This is a genomic window from Pseudomonas sp. R84 (assembly GCF_009834515.1).
In the GTDB taxonomy this organism is placed as follows: domain Bacteria; phylum Pseudomonadota; class Gammaproteobacteria; order Pseudomonadales; family Pseudomonadaceae; genus Aquipseudomonas.
In genome coordinates, this window is the sequence record NZ_CP019426.1 from 4,236,534 (window position 1) to 4,252,967 (window position 16,434).

The 16,434-nt window shown below is 60.4% G+C and carries 13 protein-coding genes; 7 read left to right on the forward strand and 6 right to left on the reverse strand.

Translation table 11 applies throughout. The annotated features are described in order from the left end of the window. Positions 1-184: 184 nt before the first annotated feature. Both zapE and PspR84_RS18670 read left to right on the forward strand, forming a co-directional pair. Complete coding sequence (gene zapE / locus PspR84_RS18665) at positions 185-1,315, forward strand: cell division protein ZapE (RefSeq protein ID WP_160058674.1); 1,131 nt, start codon at positions 185-187, stop codon at positions 1,313-1,315. Between the two features lie 215 nt (positions 1,316-1,530). Beyond that, positions 1,531-2,844, forward strand: a complete 1,314-nt coding sequence (locus tag PspR84_RS18670) for a leucine-rich repeat-containing protein kinase family protein (RefSeq protein WP_160058675.1) — start codon at positions 1,531-1,533, stop codon at positions 2,842-2,844. Positions 2,845-2,956: 112 nt separating this feature from the next. On the opposite strand, the gene PspR84_RS18675 is transcribed toward PspR84_RS18670, so the two are convergent. Beyond that, positions 2,957-3,661: a YebC/PmpR family DNA-binding transcriptional regulator gene (locus PspR84_RS18675; protein WP_160058676.1), complete on the reverse strand. Its 705-nt coding sequence runs from the start codon at positions 3,659-3,661 to the stop codon at positions 2,957-2,959. 221 nt (positions 3,662-3,882) lie between these two features. Here PspR84_RS18675 and tssI point away from each other — a divergent pair, with 221 nt between their 5' ends. Further along, positions 3,883-5,280: a type VI secretion system tip protein TssI/VgrG gene (gene tssI, locus PspR84_RS18680; protein ID WP_160058677.1), complete on the forward strand. Its 1,398-nt coding sequence runs from the start codon at positions 3,883-3,885 to the stop codon at positions 5,278-5,280. A 26-nt stretch (positions 5,281-5,306) separates the two neighbouring features. Here tssI and PspR84_RS18685 read toward each other — a convergent pair whose 3' ends face one another. Next, entirely contained in the window at positions 5,307-6,698 is a 1,392-nt protein-coding gene (locus PspR84_RS18685) for an FAD-dependent oxidoreductase (protein ID WP_160058678.1), read from the reverse strand. A gap of 73 nt (positions 6,699-6,771) precedes the next feature. After that, positions 6,772-8,097, reverse strand: coding sequence for an MFS transporter (locus tag PspR84_RS18690; protein WP_095118172.1), 1,326 nt, complete (start codon positions 8,095-8,097; stop codon positions 6,772-6,774). A 281-nt stretch (positions 8,098-8,378) separates the two neighbouring features. Between PspR84_RS18690 and PspR84_RS18695 the strand changes: the two genes are divergently transcribed. Then, positions 8,379-9,251 carry a LysR family transcriptional regulator gene (locus PspR84_RS18695; RefSeq protein ID WP_160058679.1) on the forward strand — a complete coding sequence of 291 codons (873 nt, stop codon included), beginning with the start codon at positions 8,379-8,381 and terminating at the stop codon, positions 9,249-9,251. Between the two features lie 97 nt (positions 9,252-9,348). Here the strand turns inward: PspR84_RS18695 and PspR84_RS18700 are convergent, their stop codons facing one another. Then, positions 9,349-10,209, reverse strand: a complete 861-nt coding sequence (locus tag PspR84_RS18700) for a LysR substrate-binding domain-containing protein (protein WP_160058680.1) — start codon at positions 10,207-10,209, stop codon at positions 9,349-9,351. A 112-nt stretch (positions 10,210-10,321) separates the two neighbouring features. Between PspR84_RS18700 and PspR84_RS18705 the strand changes: the two genes are divergently transcribed. The 3 genes from PspR84_RS18705 (at position 10,322) to PspR84_RS18715 (ending at position 13,141) form a co-directional block, all read left to right on the forward strand. Further along, positions 10,322-11,431: a 2-aminoethylphosphonate--pyruvate transaminase gene (locus tag PspR84_RS18705; protein ID WP_160058681.1), complete on the forward strand. Its 1,110-nt coding sequence runs from the start codon at positions 10,322-10,324 to the stop codon at positions 11,429-11,431. 144 nt (positions 11,432-11,575) lie between these two features. Beyond that, positions 11,576-12,403 carry a phosphonoacetaldehyde hydrolase gene (gene phnX, locus PspR84_RS18710; RefSeq protein ID WP_160058682.1) on the forward strand — a complete coding sequence of 276 codons (828 nt, stop codon included), beginning with the start codon at positions 11,576-11,578 and terminating at the stop codon, positions 12,401-12,403. 189 nt (positions 12,404-12,592) lie between these two features. After that, a complete protein-coding gene (locus tag PspR84_RS18715; RefSeq protein ID WP_038362764.1) occupies positions 12,593-13,141 on the forward strand; it encodes a cytochrome b in 549 nt (182 codons plus the stop codon). A gap of 3 nt (positions 13,142-13,144) precedes the next feature. On the opposite strand, the gene PspR84_RS18720 is transcribed toward PspR84_RS18715, so the two are convergent. Together PspR84_RS18720 and PspR84_RS18725 are read right to left on the reverse strand one after the other, a co-directional pair. After that, positions 13,145-14,071, reverse strand: coding sequence for a pyridoxal-phosphate dependent enzyme (locus PspR84_RS18720; protein ID WP_160058683.1), 927 nt, complete (start codon positions 14,069-14,071; stop codon positions 13,145-13,147). Positions 14,072-14,296: 225 nt separating this feature from the next. Beyond that, positions 14,297-16,336, reverse strand: coding sequence for an NADPH-dependent 2,4-dienoyl-CoA reductase (locus PspR84_RS18725; RefSeq protein WP_160058684.1), 2,040 nt, complete (start codon positions 16,334-16,336; stop codon positions 14,297-14,299). Between the last annotated feature and the right edge of the window lie 98 nt (positions 16,337-16,434).

Genomic DNA, 16,434 nt, shown 5'->3' on the forward strand with positions numbered 1-16,434 from the left:
ATATGTTTCGAAAGGTTGGCAAGTGGTCGGGCCAAGTCGCTAAAAATAGCTGTACGTGCCGTACGATTTTGTCCAATAACCGCCCACTGTCGAATCGTCGCGGTGGCTGGCCAGGTCGGCGTCTGGTTACACTGTGTCGCCGCGCTCCCGGGAGCCGGTTTTGACGATCACGGAGACGCCCACAGTGCCTGCCCATCTGCCGAAACGATCGCGACTGATCCAGCGCTGGCCGGCGTTGCGCCATTGGTTGGGCAAGGGTTTGCCGGCCAGTGTCGGGCATGACGCCAGCGCCCAGTCGATCCATGATTACTTCCGGCACAAGGCCAGCAGTCAGGGTTACACCCTCAGCCATAGCCAGCAGCGCGTCATCGATTGCATGGCGCAGCAGGCCAGCCTGTTGTTGGGCGCAAGCGGCCGAACTGCGCCAAGCCTCTATCTGTTCGGCGCCGTCGGACGCGGCAAGAGCTGGTTGCTCGATGGTTTCTTTCAGGCCTTGCCGATCACCCAGAAACGGCGCCTGCATTTCCATCAGTTTTTCGCGCAATTGCATCAGGGCATGTTCAGCCATCGCGAGCAGGACGATGCCCTCGAAGTGACCCTCGACGAATTGCTGGAGGATTGTCGGGTGCTGTGTTTCGACGAGTTTCATGTGCATGACATCGGCGATGCCATGCTCATCACCCGGCTGTTCAAAGCATTGTTCAAACGGCGGATTCTGCTGCTGGTGACCTCCAACTATGCGCCGGAAGGCCTGCTGCCCAATCCGCTCTATCACGCCCGCTTCAAACCGGTGATCGAGCTGATCAATACGCACATGCAGGTGATGGAAGTCGGCGGGCCGCACGATTACCGCAGTCACACGCGCCACTCTGCGCAGCAGATATTCACTCAGGGGCATTACGTGTGGCCAGCCACGCCAGCGCAACGTGCCACTCTGGAGCTGCCGCCTGCGGATGCTCCGGGCGTTGCACTAACCGTCGGCACCCGGCAGATTCGGGCTCGCTGGTATAAAGAGCGAAGTGTCGGTTTTACCTTCAACGATCTGTGTGAACAGCCAACGGCGGTCATGGATTATCTGGAGCTGTGCCGACGTTTCGACCGCTGGATCATTGACGATCTACCGGAACTGGCGGAGTGCTCAATCGCCGCGCAACAACGCTTCATCAACCTGATCGACGTGCTGTACGACCAGGACAAGCACCTGACGTTGATTGGTCGCCTGCCCTTGCGCGAAAGCCTCGACGGCCACGCCATTGACCTGGCACGTACGCGCAGCCGATTGGGGCAGTTGCAAGAGATGCACAACGACGACTGACCACACTGCCCCTGTGGGAGCGAGCTTGCTCGCGAAAGCGCCCTATCAGTCAAAACATCAGCTTCTGACACTCCGCCTTCGCGAGCAGGCTCGCTCCCACCAAGGGCAACTGAAGTTTCGCCGCCTATACAATTCAATCCCGGGCTTTGCCGTTATCATGTCGCCCATTCCCAGCGCCCCAGCGGCGCGCCCCTGATCAATAGCGAACACCCAACATGCACACCCTTGCTCAATTGCGCGCCGGCGAGTTGTCGGGCATCACGCGGCTGGATCTGTCCTGTGGACTGACCGAGTTTCCGACCGAGATTTTCGAGCTGGCCGACACCCTGGAAATCCTCAACCTCAGCGGCAACGCTCTGAGCAGCCTACCGGATGACTTGCACCGTCTGACACGCCTGCGCGTGCTGTTCTGCTCCGACAACCCGTTCACCGAACTGCCGGCCTGCCTCGGCCAGTGCGCTGCCCTGACGATGATCGGCTTCAAGGCCAACCGCATCGTCAACGTACCCGGCAGCGCTCTGCCACCCGCGTTGCGCTGGCTGATCCTGACCGACAACTGCATCGAAAGCCTGCCGAGCGAACTCGGTGAGCGCCCGGCCCTGCAAAAGCTCATGCTCTCCGGCAATCGTCTGCAAGCGCTGCCGCCTTCACTGAGCAACTGCCATCGACTTGAGTTGCTGCGCATTTCCGCCAACCGCCTGACCGAACTGCCGCAGTGGCTGCTCGCGCTGCCGAGCCTGACCTGGCTGGCCTACGCCGGTAACCCGCTGGAAACCGAGGCAGACGCCGCCGCGCTGGAGGCGACGCCGCAAATCCTTTGGTCGGCACTGCGTCTGGAACAGCGGTTGGGTGAAGGTGCCTCGGGAGTGATTTCCCGGGCGAGCTGGCAACGCGACGATGGCTCAGTGACGTCGGTTGCGGTGAAGTTGTACAAAGGTGAAATGACCAGCGATGGCTCGCCGCTGCACGAAATGAATGCCTGTATCACCGCCGGCCTGCATCCCAATCTGATCCGCATCGAGGGGCGCATCAGTGGCCATCCCGACGGCCAGCAAGGCTTGGTGATGCAACTGATCGATCCGTCCTTCCATAACCTCGCCGACCTGCCAAGCCTGGCGTCCTGCTCGCGCGATGTGTACGCCGATGATTGCCGATTCGGCGCCGAGGTTGCGCTGAACATTGCCAAAGGCATCGCTTCGGCAGCGGAGCATCTGCATCAGCAAGGCATCACCCACGGTGATCTCTACGGGCACAACATCCTGTTGAACGAGCGCGGCGATTGCCTGCTTGGGGATTTTGGCGGGGCTTCGTTCCATGCGATTGCCGACACGGCGCAAACGCGCGCGCTGCAACGTATCGAAGTACGTGCGTTCGGGATTCTGCTGGGTGAGTTGCTGGCGCGCATCGACTCGGGGTTGAGTGATGAACTGCGTGCGGTGCTTGAAGAGCTGGAGCGGCGTTGCTGCCAGGCGGAGGTGCTGGCGCGGCCGGGATTCGGAGAGGTCATGAAGCAACTTGAAGATCTGTGACCGCTGCGCGGTCAATCGCTAGCAGGCTAGCTCCCACACTGGATCTGTGGCGTTCACAAATCCCCTGTGGGATCTAGCCTGCTAGCAATGAGGCCATCACTGACGCAGCCGATCAGCCCGCCAGGCCGACAAACATGTCCTGCACGTCATCATGGTTGTCGAGGCCTTCGAGGAACGCTTCAACCTCAGCCATTTGCTCGTCGCTCAAACCGCTGACCGGGTTCTTCGGCTGGTAGCCGAGTTTCGCCGACAGCACGGTGAAGCCTTGCTCTGGCAGCGCTTTCTGCACCGCATCCAGATCGGTAGGATCGGTCAGGAACAGCGTTGCGCCGTCTTCGCCCGGCTCGAAATCCTGAGCACCGGCTTCGATGGCGGCCATTTCCGGATCGGCGGCCGGGGTGTCCGGCGAAGCTTCGATCATGCCGACGTGGTTGAAGTCCCAGGCCACGGAGCCGGAAGCCCCCAGTTGGCCTTTACGGAACGCCACGCGGATTTCGGCGACGGTACGGTTGATGTTGTCGGTCACGCACTCGACGATCAGCGGCACCTGGTGCGGGGCGAACCCTTCGTAGGTCACGCGATGGTATTGCACGGTTTCACCCAGCAGACCGGCGCCTTTCTTGATCGCGCGATCCAGGGTTTCTTTTGGCATCGAGGCTTTCTTGGCCTGTTCGACCACCAGACGCAGGTGTGCGTTGGTGGTGGTATCGGCACCGTTGCGGGCAGCGATGGTGATTTCCTTCACCAGTTTGCCGAAGATCTTGCCCTTGGCGTTGGCTGCCGCTTCTTTGTGTTTAACCTTCCACTGTGCGCCCATTACTCACTCTCTTGATCTGTGGCGCCGAGACATCTATTGGCCGACGCGTGGCGCCAAGTTTATACGGCCTAAAGTCGGCAATCGACCAAAAAAACACAATGCAGAATCGACATCTTCACCAGTGCTTGTAGGGGGATTCTGAAAAACACCTTTGACATGACCATTCAGCGCTGTGGTTTCGTACCCTCTCAGGCCCGTATTGCCTGACAGAGCCTGTTCGAATGCTCAATGACAAGGAAAGTCCTTTTACCCTGACCCTGACCGACAGCGGCCTGTGCCTGCCGGTGGTGCGTTTTCATGGCGAGGAAGCACTCAACCAGCCCTACCGTTTCGACATCGAACTGATCGGCCTGGCCCCCGCCGTGGCGCCGGGCACCTTCCTGCATCAACCGGCATTTCTTCGCCTGGACGACCAGCATGGGATTCACGGCGTGATCGACAGTGTCAGTTGCGAACATCGCGGCACGCATCGGATCGGCTATCGACTGACCGTAGTGCCACGTCTGCAAAAGCTCGCCCAGCCGAACAAGCGCCGCGTGTTTGTGCAACGCAGCGTGCCGCAGATTCTCCAGCAATTGCTCAAGGGAAATGCCCTGCCCGTTGATAGCTACCGGATTGAAATGAGCGTCGGGCAATACCCGATCCGGCCGTTTTGCATTCAGTACGAAGAAAGTGATCTGGCGCTGCTGCACAGGCTTTGCGAGGAGGAAGGCATCCACTATCACTTCGAACACCGAATGGACGGCCACGTTGTCGTGTTTGCCGATGACAGCCTGAGCCTGCCACAAGTGCCGGTGCTACTTGCGTTCAAGGCCGGCGAACAAACGCCCTCACCCAGCGTCAGTGCGCTGTACCAGCATCACCACGCAGCCCCCATCGCCACGCTGCATGCCGTGCGTAATCGAGGGCAACAGGCGATCAGCGTCGATGCCGCCAACCACATCACGGTAAATCCCCTGCCGCCAATACCTTCTCTCGAGCAACGTCACCACGAACAACGCAGCCGTCGGCATTTGGAACGGCAACGCTGCCAGCACCGCACGATAAATGGCCGCAGTGATCGGGTCGGTTTGCTCAGTGGCCATCTGCTGCAAGTGTCGGCGCATCCGATCAGCCACTTCAACGAACAATGGCGGCTCACGTCGATCCGCCATCACGGCGAGCATCCGTCGATTCTTGACCCGAACCCTGCCCTGCACCGCTACCACAACGATTTCACTGCCCAGCCCTGGTCAACCGATTTTCGTCCCGCGCTTAGACAAACCCGCCCCGGCATTGCCGGATATCACCTGGCGCAGGTGTTCGGGCCTGCCGGGCAACCGGCACAACTCGATGAGCAGGGTCGAGTCGCCGTCAGGCTGTGGCCTTCGGAACACCCGCAAACACTTGATGACGACGCGATCTGGTTACCCATCGCCATGACGCGAGCCAATGGTCGAATCGCACTGGATGAACTGCCCTGCGCCGGCAGCGAAGTGTGGGTGAGTTTCCTCGACAGCGACCCGGATCGACCGATCCTGTGTCTGGGCAACTCGCGCAACCCCACGCCTCGCGAACCACCGCCTGCACGCGATAGCAGCTTGTTGCTCGACTGGCTGCTCAACAGCGACGCCCGCTGATCCCTTTGTACATCAGCAAAAAGCGCTCAGGCTTTGTCGGCCTTACCCGCCGCGGCGGCGAATTTGGCCAGGCGCACGTCGAGATGCCGAGGTCGTCGCCCATGATCCTCGGCGCGCTCCTTGCGGCGGATAGCGTTGCGCACCATCAGTGAACCGAGGTAGCGGATCGGCTCCGGCGGGAAATAGCCCAGCGGCCCGTTGACCAGCGGCGAGCGCGTCCACGGGTTGTCCAGGCCTTGCACCAGTGAAGCGAGAATCTGCCCGCCCATGTGGCACGGGCCGACGCCGCTGCCCGAATAGCCGAAACCGTAAAACACATTGCCGGCGCTGCTCATCTGGCCAAAGAACGGCAAGCCGGTGACCGAACGATCCGACGGCCCGTTCCAGGTGGCATCGACTTTCACATCGGCAAACGCCGGAAAAAAGTCCGCGAGGCTGTTTTTCAGCAGGCCGGCATACGGCGATGGCTGATCGAACACCGGCAGCATGCGCCCGCCAAACGCGAAGGTATTGCCACCTTTTCCGAGCATGATCCGACCGTCCGGGGTGTTGTGGTAGTAGTGCACGAAAATCCGCGAATCGAGCACTGTCACGCCGCTGGTCAAACCGATTTCCTGCAACAGCTCCGGGCGCGGTTCGGTGATCAGCATGTCGCTGGAGACAATCGCCACGCTGCGTTCGAACTGCGGAAAAGCACGGGCCATCCAGGCATTCATCGCCAGCACCACGCGATCGGCGATCACCGTGCCAGTCGGCGTCTGCAAGCGTGCCGGACGCCCTTCTTCCAGCCCGGTCATCGCGGTGTTTTCGTGAATGTTCACACCCAGTTGCAGCGCCACCCGACGCAGGCCACGCACCAGTTTGCCCGGCTGCACACTCGCCGCTGCCGGCGAGAACCAGCCTTCCAGATGCTTGCTCGAACCAGCCATGCGCTGTACATCAGCGACTGGACGCTGAGTGAACGAGTTGATGCCATTACGTTCCAGTGCGGCAATCACCGCATCGGTCGAGCCGACTTGCGCGCGGTTGGTCGCGGTGTACAGCGTGCCGTCGAGGCGGTAGTCGGCGTCGACGCCGTACTGCTCACAGAACTCGCCGATCGCATGGATGCTGCGCTCCGACTCCTTGACCAGACGTACCGCTTCCTCGACGCCAAACAGGCGCTCAAGGGTGAAATACTTCGCCGACCACGACAGCGCACAACCACCGTTGCGCCCACTGGCGCCGGCGCCGCAGATGTCCGCCTCGATCAGCAACACATCAAGTTCGGGGTTCTGTTGCTTGAGCATGATTGCCGTCCACAACCCGGTGTAGCCGCCGCCAACGATGCACACGTCGGTGCGGATTTCGCCGTGCAGCGGCGGGCAGGTTTGCGAGTTGTCGGCCTGCAAGGCCTGCTCCAGCCAAAACGGTCTCATGGGGTTTCTCCAAGTCAGATGGCCACGACCCAGCCTGCCGCGAGCGCCGCAGCAGGCCGCGAGGCAAAGGGTTTCAGGAACGCAGGGGTTTGATCGTCAGCGGGCAATTGGGGATCGAGGCACGCGGTTCCATCACGCCAACCGGACGGCTGTTCCAGTGCGGAATCAGCACCAGCGCCGAGAACAGCGCGCAACCGGCGAAGACGATGAACACCGTCACCGAATCGAAGTAACCCGGCAGCAAACCACCGAGTACCGCGCCGACCGAGCCACAGCCGTTGACGAAACCAGCCGCCGTGGCACCGGCCTTGGCTTTGCCGAAGTCGATCGCGGCGGCACCGCTGATCATTGAATCCGGGCCGTACAGGGTCAGGCCCATGACAAACAACAATGCGACCACCAGCAACACACTGCCGCTCTGCAACGCCGCCATGAACAGCGCCAGCGTCACGGTCAGCGCCAACAGGCTCAATACGCAGGCCGGCATGCGCCGGGCACCGAAGAGTTTGTCCGAGGCCAGGCCAATCAGGATCGGCCCGAGCAACCCGGCCAGTTCGAAGGACGTGGGAATGATCGCCGCGCCGACCTTGCCGACACTCGGCATCTGTTCAAAGACAATCACCGGCCCCCACAACAGAATCGCGTAACGCGCCGGTTTCAACATGAAATACGCCAGGCCCAACACCAGCACCGTGCGGTTACGCAGGATTTCCTTCAAGGGCTCCCAGACGCTGAGCTTGCTGTTGGCTTCGGTTTCTTCCGCCGTCAATTCAGGTTCCGGCTCGACCGCCGGCAAGCCGACGTCTTCCGGCTTGTTGCGCTGGAAGATAAAGAACAACACCGCGACCACGGCAACCACCACGGCGCTGGAAATGAACGCCGCGTGCCAGGTTCCCATCAAGGTATACGCCCACCAGCCGGCAAATGGCGACGCCACCAGACCACCAAACGCGTAGCAGGAACTCCATAGGCCAAGCACCCGCCCGCGCTGCTGGGAGGGGAAGAAACTGCCAAGGTTTTTGCACAATCCCGACCATCCGGTGGACTGCGCCAGGCCCTGAATCAACATGCACGTAGCGAAGATCGGCAACGTGGCGTAACTGCCCATCACCAACGCCGCGGCTGCGGAAATCAACAAACCACCGAGCACTACAACTCGCGGGCCAAAGCGGTCGGCAAGCATGCCCCAGGTGAATTGACCGAGGGCATAAGCCGCCAGATAGATCGCATCGAGGTTGGCCATGGCCATCTTGTCGAGCATGAAGGTGGGATCTTCGGCGATGCCCAGTTTGGCCACCGAAAACGCTTTGCGGGTGAAGTAGAAAGCGGCGTACGCCAGCCAGGTAATCGCGAAAATCTGCACGCGCCAACGCGCAATGGTGCCGATGTGCTTGTTCATGGTGGTTCTGACCTCAGGGTGTGAGTGTGCCGGCAGAATCGTTAAGCAAAACGCCTGTGTTTTTATTGTTGAGCACTGCGATATCACCCCGTCCCTACGGCGATATCGGTCAGATGAGTCCTGTTGTTGCACGCTCAGGCTCATGGCCACCGTGCTGCCCGAGCGGGCAGTCAGCGATGGCGTGAGCCGATCAAAGCAATTACTGTTTAATAAATAAAATCGATTTATCGTATTTCACACATAAGCTCAGCTTGTTACTGACTTATCGATCAGGTGACTTCATGTCGGTGTCTCACGCCCAACTCAAAGCCTTCCACGCCGTGGCCGTGCATGGAAGCTTCACCAAAGCCGCCGAGCGCCTTTTTCTCACGCAACCGGCGATATCCGACCAAGTGCGCAAACTCGAAGAGCGTTTCGGCGTTTTGCTGTTTCACCGCAATAAACGTTCCGTGCGCCTGACTGACTTGGGCGAGCGCTTGCTGGCGATCACCCAGCGTCTGTTTGTGATTGAAGCCGAAGCGCAGGAGTTGCTGCAGGAATCTCAGGCCTTGCAGACCGGCAGCCTGATTCTGGCAGTGGATGCGCCAGTGCACGTGCTGCCGCAGATCGCGCGGTTCTGCGAGCGCTATCCGGGGATCAGCGTGAAGATCGAAACCGGTAATACCGATGAATCGCTGTTTCGCCTGTTCAACTATCAGGCGGATTTGGCCCTGCTCGGGCGTGATGTCAGTGATGAACGCTTGCTCTGTGTGCCGCTGCGCAATGATCCGATGGTGGCGTTCGTTTCGCGCAATCATCCATGGGCCAAGCGTGAATCGATTTGCCTGCAAGACCTGGATGACACGCCGCTGGTGTTGCGTGAACACGGCTCGGTGACAAGGCAGACGCTGGAAGAGGAAATGGCCCGGGCCGGATTTCGCATTCGCCCGGCGATTCAGGTCGAGGGCCGGGAAGCGGCGCGTGAGGCGGTGGTGGTCGGGATTGGTGTCGGTGTTGTTTCGGCAGCAGAGTTTGGCGCGGATTCACGGGTGTGTGCGTTGCCGATTGTCGACTGCACACGACGGCTGACGGAGACGCTGGTGTGTTTGCGTGAACAGAGTTCGCGGCGGGTGGTGGCGACGTTTCTCGATATGGTTCGCCAGAGTCTTGTGTGAACCGTGATGGCCCCTTCGCGAGCAAGCTCGCTCCCACATTTGGAATGCATATCCCCTGTGGGAGCGAGCCTGCTCGCGAATGGAGCGCCACGGTGTATCAGACCGGCGCCAGGCCAAAGAATGCCTGAATCAAGCGCAACTCCCGACGCCGCTCCATGCAGCCGATCATGTGCCGATTGACCAACCCTGCCCCGGCGATCGGAATTGCCACCACCCGCGGGTCATGGCTGACCTCAACCGATGACACCACACCAACACCCAACTCGGCCGCGACGGCCTCGGTCACCGCCTCACGGCTGTCCAGTTCCAGCAACACGCGCGGATGGATCGACGCCTGCTCACAGGCGTCATCAAACGTACGCCGGGTGATCGAACTCGGCTCACGCAAGACCATGATCACTTGATCGAGCTCCTTGAGCTTCACTTCCCCGGCACGCACTGCCCAAGGGTGCCCCGCCGGCACCAACGCGCAGATCCGCGATTCGCTCAGTGCTTGCAGATGCAGGCCTTTGCGCGGCTCCACTTCGGTCAACACCGCCACATCCGCGTGTTCCGACAACAACGCCGCCAGGGTTTCCTGGGCATTGCCCAAGCGCAGATTCACCGTGATCCCCGGATACCGCACGCGCAGGCTGGCGAGCATCGGCATGACCATGTGCGGCCCGTCCGCCGCCACTTCCAGCCGTCCGGTCAACAGTTGCCGGTTGGCCTCGAGCATCGTCTGCGCCTCTTCCGCCAGGCCAAACATCGCGCGGGTGATCGCCGCGAGTCTGGTGCCCTCCTCGGTCAGTTCCACCCGTCGTGCGGTGCGCCGCAACAGGGTGATCTGGTAGTGCTCTTCCAACGACTTGATATGCCCGGTGACTGCCGGCTGACTGATGAACAAGCGCGCGGCGGCGCGGGTGAAGCTGCCTTCACGGGCCACGGCGTCGAACGCGCGGAGCTGAAACAGGTTCATGAATAACTCTCACTGATGGCTGGCATAACAACAAACAATTTGATTGATGCAACGGCGAATTGCAACGTATGCCTCGTAGCTTCATCCCACAGCGCAATCCGAGGACAAACGAATGAGTATCGCCGAACCCATCCTGCTCACTCCCGGCCCGTTGACCACTTCGGCCCGCACCCGCCAGGCGATGATGGTCGACTGGGGGTCATGGGATGACCGTTTCAATCAACTGACCGCCAACCTTTGCGAACAATTGCTGGCGATCCTCAACGGCGCCGCCACTCACCACTGCGTGCCATTGCAGGGCAGCGGCACCTTCGCCGTTGAAGCGGCGATCGGCACCTTGGTGCCACGTGACGGCAAAGTGCTGGTGCTGATCAACGGCGCCTACGGCAAGCGTCTGGCGAAGATCTGCGAAGTACTCGGCCGCTCGTTCAGCACCTTCGAAACCGCTGAAGACGAACCGACCACCGCCGCTGACGTCGATCGTTTGTTGCGCGCCGATAGCAACATTACCCACGTTGCGTTGATTCATTGCGAGACCAGCACCGGCATTCTTAACCCGCTGGCGGAGATTGCTCAGGTCGTTGAGCAACACGGAAAACGCTTGATCATCGACGCCATGAGTTCCTTCGGCGCCTTGCCAGTGGATGCGCAGAAAGTGCCGTTCGACGCACTGATCGCCGCTTCCGGCAAGTGTCTGGAAGGCGTACCGGGGATGGGCTTCGTGTTTGCTCGCAAAGAGTCATTGGCCGCTGCCGCCGGTAATTCGCATTCGTTGGCAATGGACCTGTTCGACCAGCACGCCTATATGATGAAAACCGGGCAATGGCGCTTCACCCCGCCGACCCACGTGGTCGCGGCGCTGCACGAAGCGCTGCTGCAATACAACGAAGAAGGTGGCCTGCCCGCGCGGCATGCGCGTTATGCCGCCAACTGTCAGGCGTTGATGGAAGAGATGGGCAAACTCGGGTTGCGCAGCTTCCTGCCGGCAGCGATTCAGGCACCGATCATTGCCACGTTCCATGCGCCGCAAGATCCGCGTTATCAGTTCAAGGATTTCTACGAACGGGTCAAGGCTAAGGGTTACATCCTCTATCCCGGCAAATTGACTCAGGTCGAAACCTTCCGTGTCGGCTGCATCGGCCATGTCAGCCCGGACGAAATGCGCCAGGCCGTGGCGGCGGTCGGCGAAGTGCTGCGCGAGATGGAAGTCCTCGAAATCTAAGCCCAAACACAAATCCCCTGTAGGAGTGAGCCTGCTCGCGATGAGGCCGTGCCAGTCAACAAAGATGTTGAATGATCAACCGCTATCGCGAGCAGGCTCACTCCTACAGTTTGAATTGCATTTCAACTCAGGAATTTGATTGCCATGAACTACATCAATCCAAACAAGCTGCAAGCCGCGATCCTCGACTGGGCCGGCACCGTGGTCGATTTCGGCTCGTTCGCGCCGACGCAGATTTTCGTCGAAGCCTTCGCCGAATTCGACGTGCAGGTCTCTATCGAAGAAGCCCGTGGCCCGATGGGCATGGGCAAGTGGGACCACATCCGCACCCTCTGCGATCAGCCACAAGTGGCCGAGCGTTATCGCAAGGCGTTCGGCCGCACGCCGACCGATGACGACGTCACCGCGATCTACAACCGCTTCATGCCGCTGCAGATCGAGAAGATCGCTGAGCATTCGGCGCTGATTCCCGGCGCCTTGGAAACCATCGCCAACCTGCGCCAGCAAGGGATCAAGATCGGTTCCTGCTCCGGTTATCCGAAACAGGTGATGGACAAGGTCGTCGAGCTGGCCGCCACCAACGGCTACGTCGCTGACCATGTGGTCGCCACCGACGAAGTGCCGAACGGCCGTCCATGGCCGGCCCAGGCATTGGCCAACGTGATCGCGCTGGGCATCGACGACGTCGGCGCCTGCGTGAAGATCGACGACACCGTGCCAGGCATCCTTGAAGGTCGCCGCGCCGGGATGTGGACGGTGGCGCTGATTTGCTCGGGCAATGCGCTGGGTCTGGATTACGCCGGTTTCCGCGCTTTGGGCAGCGATGAACTGGCCAGCGAGCGCAAGCGCATTCACGCACTGTTCGAAGGCTCGCGCCCGCACTACATGATCGACACCATCACCGATTTGCCGGAAGTGATCGCCGACATCAACAAGCGCTTGGCCAACGGTGAGATGCCGCAATCGAGCTGATCCCTGCCGCTTGCTGCCAACAAAAACGCCAGCGTCTGCACGACGCTGGCGTTTTTTATTGGCAAAGCCCTGATTCAGGGCATTGAAAATCCGATCAGCCTCAGGCAAATCTGCCAAAGCGGATTACAGTTAAAGCATGCCGTCGCACAAGAACGGCCGTTTTGACCCTGATCTGTGAGGAAACACCGTATGCCGTGGACAAGTTCCGAATCCCGCTACAGCACCGTGTCGGTCCTGTTGCACTGGCTGATGCTGGTCCTGCTGGTACTGGTCTACGCCAGCATGGAGTTGCGCGGCCTCTTTCCCAAAGGCAGTGGCGGGCGCACGCTGATCCGCGAAGTGCACTACATGCTCGGCCTGACCGTGTTTGTGCTGGTATGGTTTCGCCTGCTCGCGCGCAGCATTGGCCCGGCGCCGAAAATCTTTCCCGCCTCACCGCAATGGCAAACCGTACTGGCGCGGCTGATGCACTGGGCGTTGTACCTGTTCATGATCAGCATGCCGATTCTCGGCTGGCTGATTACCAGTGCCGAAGGGCATCAGGTGATGTTCTATGGCTTTGATCTGCCGCTGCTGGTTGCGGAGAACAAGGATTTCGCCAAACAGGTTGAGGGCTGGCATGTGCTCATTGCCACGATCGGCTACTGGTTGATCGGCCTGCATGCGCTGGCGGGGATCTATCACCATTATGTTGTGCGCGATAACACGCTGCTGCGGATGATGCCCAAGCGCGGTTGATCGTCAGGGGCTGGCGATAAAACCGCGTCGGCCCTGCAAGCCACCGGTATGAATGACGATCAGCCGCGTGCCGGATGTGAACTTGCCTGCCTCGACCTGCTGTTTGAGCGCCAGCAACGCTTTGCCGGTGTACAGCGGCTCCAGAGGAATGCCGCTGGTCTGCTCGGTTTGTTCGATGAATTCAAGCAACGTCGGATCAACCTTGGCAAAACCGCCACGGCTGGCGTCGATCAGCTCATAGTCGGCAGTGGCCAGTCCGGCTTCCTGAACAATCGACTCGACCTGCGTCGCCACGCCGTGATCCTCTGGTACCGCCAACGCGCCATAGACCGGATGCGCACCGGCCTCGGCGAGAACCAGCCCGGCGAGTGTCGTTCCGGTGCCACAAGCCAGCCACCATCCGTGATAGTCGCTCCAACCGAGCGTGGGCAATTGCGCTTGCACCTGTTCCTTGATCGCGGCACAGCCGAGCGCACCCGGTAAACCACCACCGCCCTCGGGCACGGCATGCAGTTGCGGATACAACTCGTGCCATGGCTCCCAGAACCCCGGCTCGTTTCGCGCGCGATAACCGCCATAACCCAACCAGTGCAATTGCATGCCGAACGCCTGCAGATCCCGCACCGTCGGTGTGTCCAGCGCATGTCCGCGCAACAGGCCCACGGTTTTGAACCCCAACCGTTTCCCCGCTGCCGCCAACGCGTGCAGATGATTGGAATGCGCACCGCCGAGGCTGATGATGCCTTCGGCACCCGCACGATCGGCGGCTTTGAGGTGTTCGACGAGTTTGAACCATTTGTTGCCACTGATCAGCGGGTCGATCTGATCGAGGCGCAGGATGGCGACTTCAATACCGGCGGCGGTCAGCCAGTCCAGATGGAGGTATTCGAGGGGGGCCTGGGGTAGCCAATCGGAGGGAGACAAAAGCATGGGCGGCGATTCGATCTGGACAGAGCCAGCATTCTAGTCGCTCACAAGCCGCCATCGCGAGCAGGCTCACTCCTACATTGGTTTGTGGTGCTCACCGAATCTGTGAACAACACAACCCTTGTGGGAGCGAGCCTGCTCGCGAAGGCGTCGTGTCAGTCGACATGTGTATTGGCTGACACTGCGCTTTCGCGAGCAGGCTCGCTCCCACAGGTTAAGCGGCGTTTTTTATAGCTCAGCCGCCAAGCGCGAGCCTTGGTTGATCGCACGCTTGGCATCCAGTTCGGCCGCGACATCGGCACCACCGATCAGGTGCACATTCTGCCCCGCTTCAACCAGACCATCATGCAGTTCGCGCAGCGGATCCTGCCCCGCACAAATCACGATGTTGTCCACCACCAGCACTTGCGGCTCGCCGGTTTCGCCGATGCGGATGTGCAGGCCTTGGTCATCGATGCTCAGATATTCGACGCTGTTGAGCATCTGCACCTGCTTGTTCTTCAGACCGGTCCGATGAATCCAGCCGGTGGTTTTGCCCAAGCCATCGCCAACCTTGGTTTTCTTGCGCTGCAACAGGAATACTTCGCGGGCCGGTGCATGCGGTGCGGCTTTGATCCCGGCAACGCCACCGCGTGCTTCCAGTTGCGTATCGATGCCCCACTCTTTCCAGAACGCGGCACGATCCTGACTGGTCGCTACGCCTTGGTGAACGAGGAATTCCGAGACGTCGAAACCGATGCCGCCGGCGCCGATTACCGCCACGCGTTTGCCAACCGGTTTGCGCTCAAGGATCACGTCGATGTAGCTCAACACCTTGGCGTTCTCTACGCCCGGAATCGCCGGCAGACGCGGCGCAATGCCGGTGGCGAGGATGATTTCGTCGTAACCGCCGTCAACCAGTTTCGCCACATCGACGCGGGTGTTCAGGCACACCTCAACGTGAGTGGTCTGCAGTTTGCGTTTGAAGTAACGCAGGGTTTCGAAGAATTCTTCCTTGCCAGGCACGCGTTTGGCGATGTTGAACTGACCGCCGATTTCGCTGGCCGAATCGAACAACGTCACCTGATGGCCACGTTCGGCAGCCACGGTCGCAGCAGACAAACCGGCAGGGCCGGCGCCAACCACAGCGATTTTCTTGATCTGCTGCACCGGCAGATAATTGAGTTCGGTTTCGTGGCAGGCACGCGGGTTGACCAGGCAACTGGTCAGCTTGCCGCCGAAGGTGTGATCGAGGCACGCCTGATTGCAACCGATGCAGGTGTTGATTTCGTCAGCGCGACCTTCGGCAGCCTTGTTGACGAAGTCCGGGTCGGCGAGGAACGGCCGCGCCATCGAAACCATGTCGGCATCGCCTTCGGCAAGAATCTGCTCGGCGATTTCCGGGGTGTTGATGCGGTTGGTGGTGATCAACGGGATCTTCACCGAGCCACGCAACTTGGCCGTGACCTTGCTGAACGCCGCGCGCGGTACTTTGGTGGCGATGGTTGGAATTCGCGCTTCGTGCCAGCCGATACCGGTGTTGATGATAGTCGCACCGGCCTGCTCGATGGCTTTGGCCAGGGTGACGATCTCGTCCCAGGTGCTGCCGCCCTCGACCAGATCGAGCATCGACAGACGGAAAATGATGATGAAGTTCGGGCCGACCGCTTCGCGAACGCGACGAACGATTTCCACCGGCAGGCGCATGCGGTTTTCGTAGCTGCCGCCCCAACGGTCGGTGCGGTGGTTGGTGTGCGCAGCGAGGAACTGGTTAATGAAATAACCTTCCGACCCCATGATCTCGACGCCGTCATACTCGGCGGTCTGCGCCAGTACCGAACAGGTAACGAAATCGCTGATCTGCTTCTCGATGCCTTCCTCGTCCAGCTCTTTGGGCTTGAACGGATTGATCGGTGCCTGAATCGCACTCGGTGCGACCTGTTTCGGGCTGTAGGCATAACGCCCGGCGTGAAGGATCTGCATGCAAATCTTGCCGCCCGCCTCGTGCACCGCGCGGGTAACGATGCGGTGCTTGAGCGCCTCTTCCTCGGTGGTCAGCTTGGCCGCGCCAGAGTACACGCCACCCTCGTCATTCGGGCCGATACCGCCGGTGACCATCAGACCGACACCACCAAGCGCACGTTCGGCGAAGTACGCCGCCATCCGCTCGAAACCGCCCGGTTTTTCTTCCAGGCCCGTGTGCATCGAGCCCATCAGGGTACGGTTGCGCAGCGTGGTGAAACCCAGGTCCAGCGGGGCCAACAGGTGCGGGTAATGAGCGGCGGTCATCGGTAACTCCACAACGAGCAATCACGGAAAAGTTGCGGGCGCTCTGCGGCCCCCGTCAGTCATGTGCCACAGACTAAGAGTCGCATCGCTGTCACTCA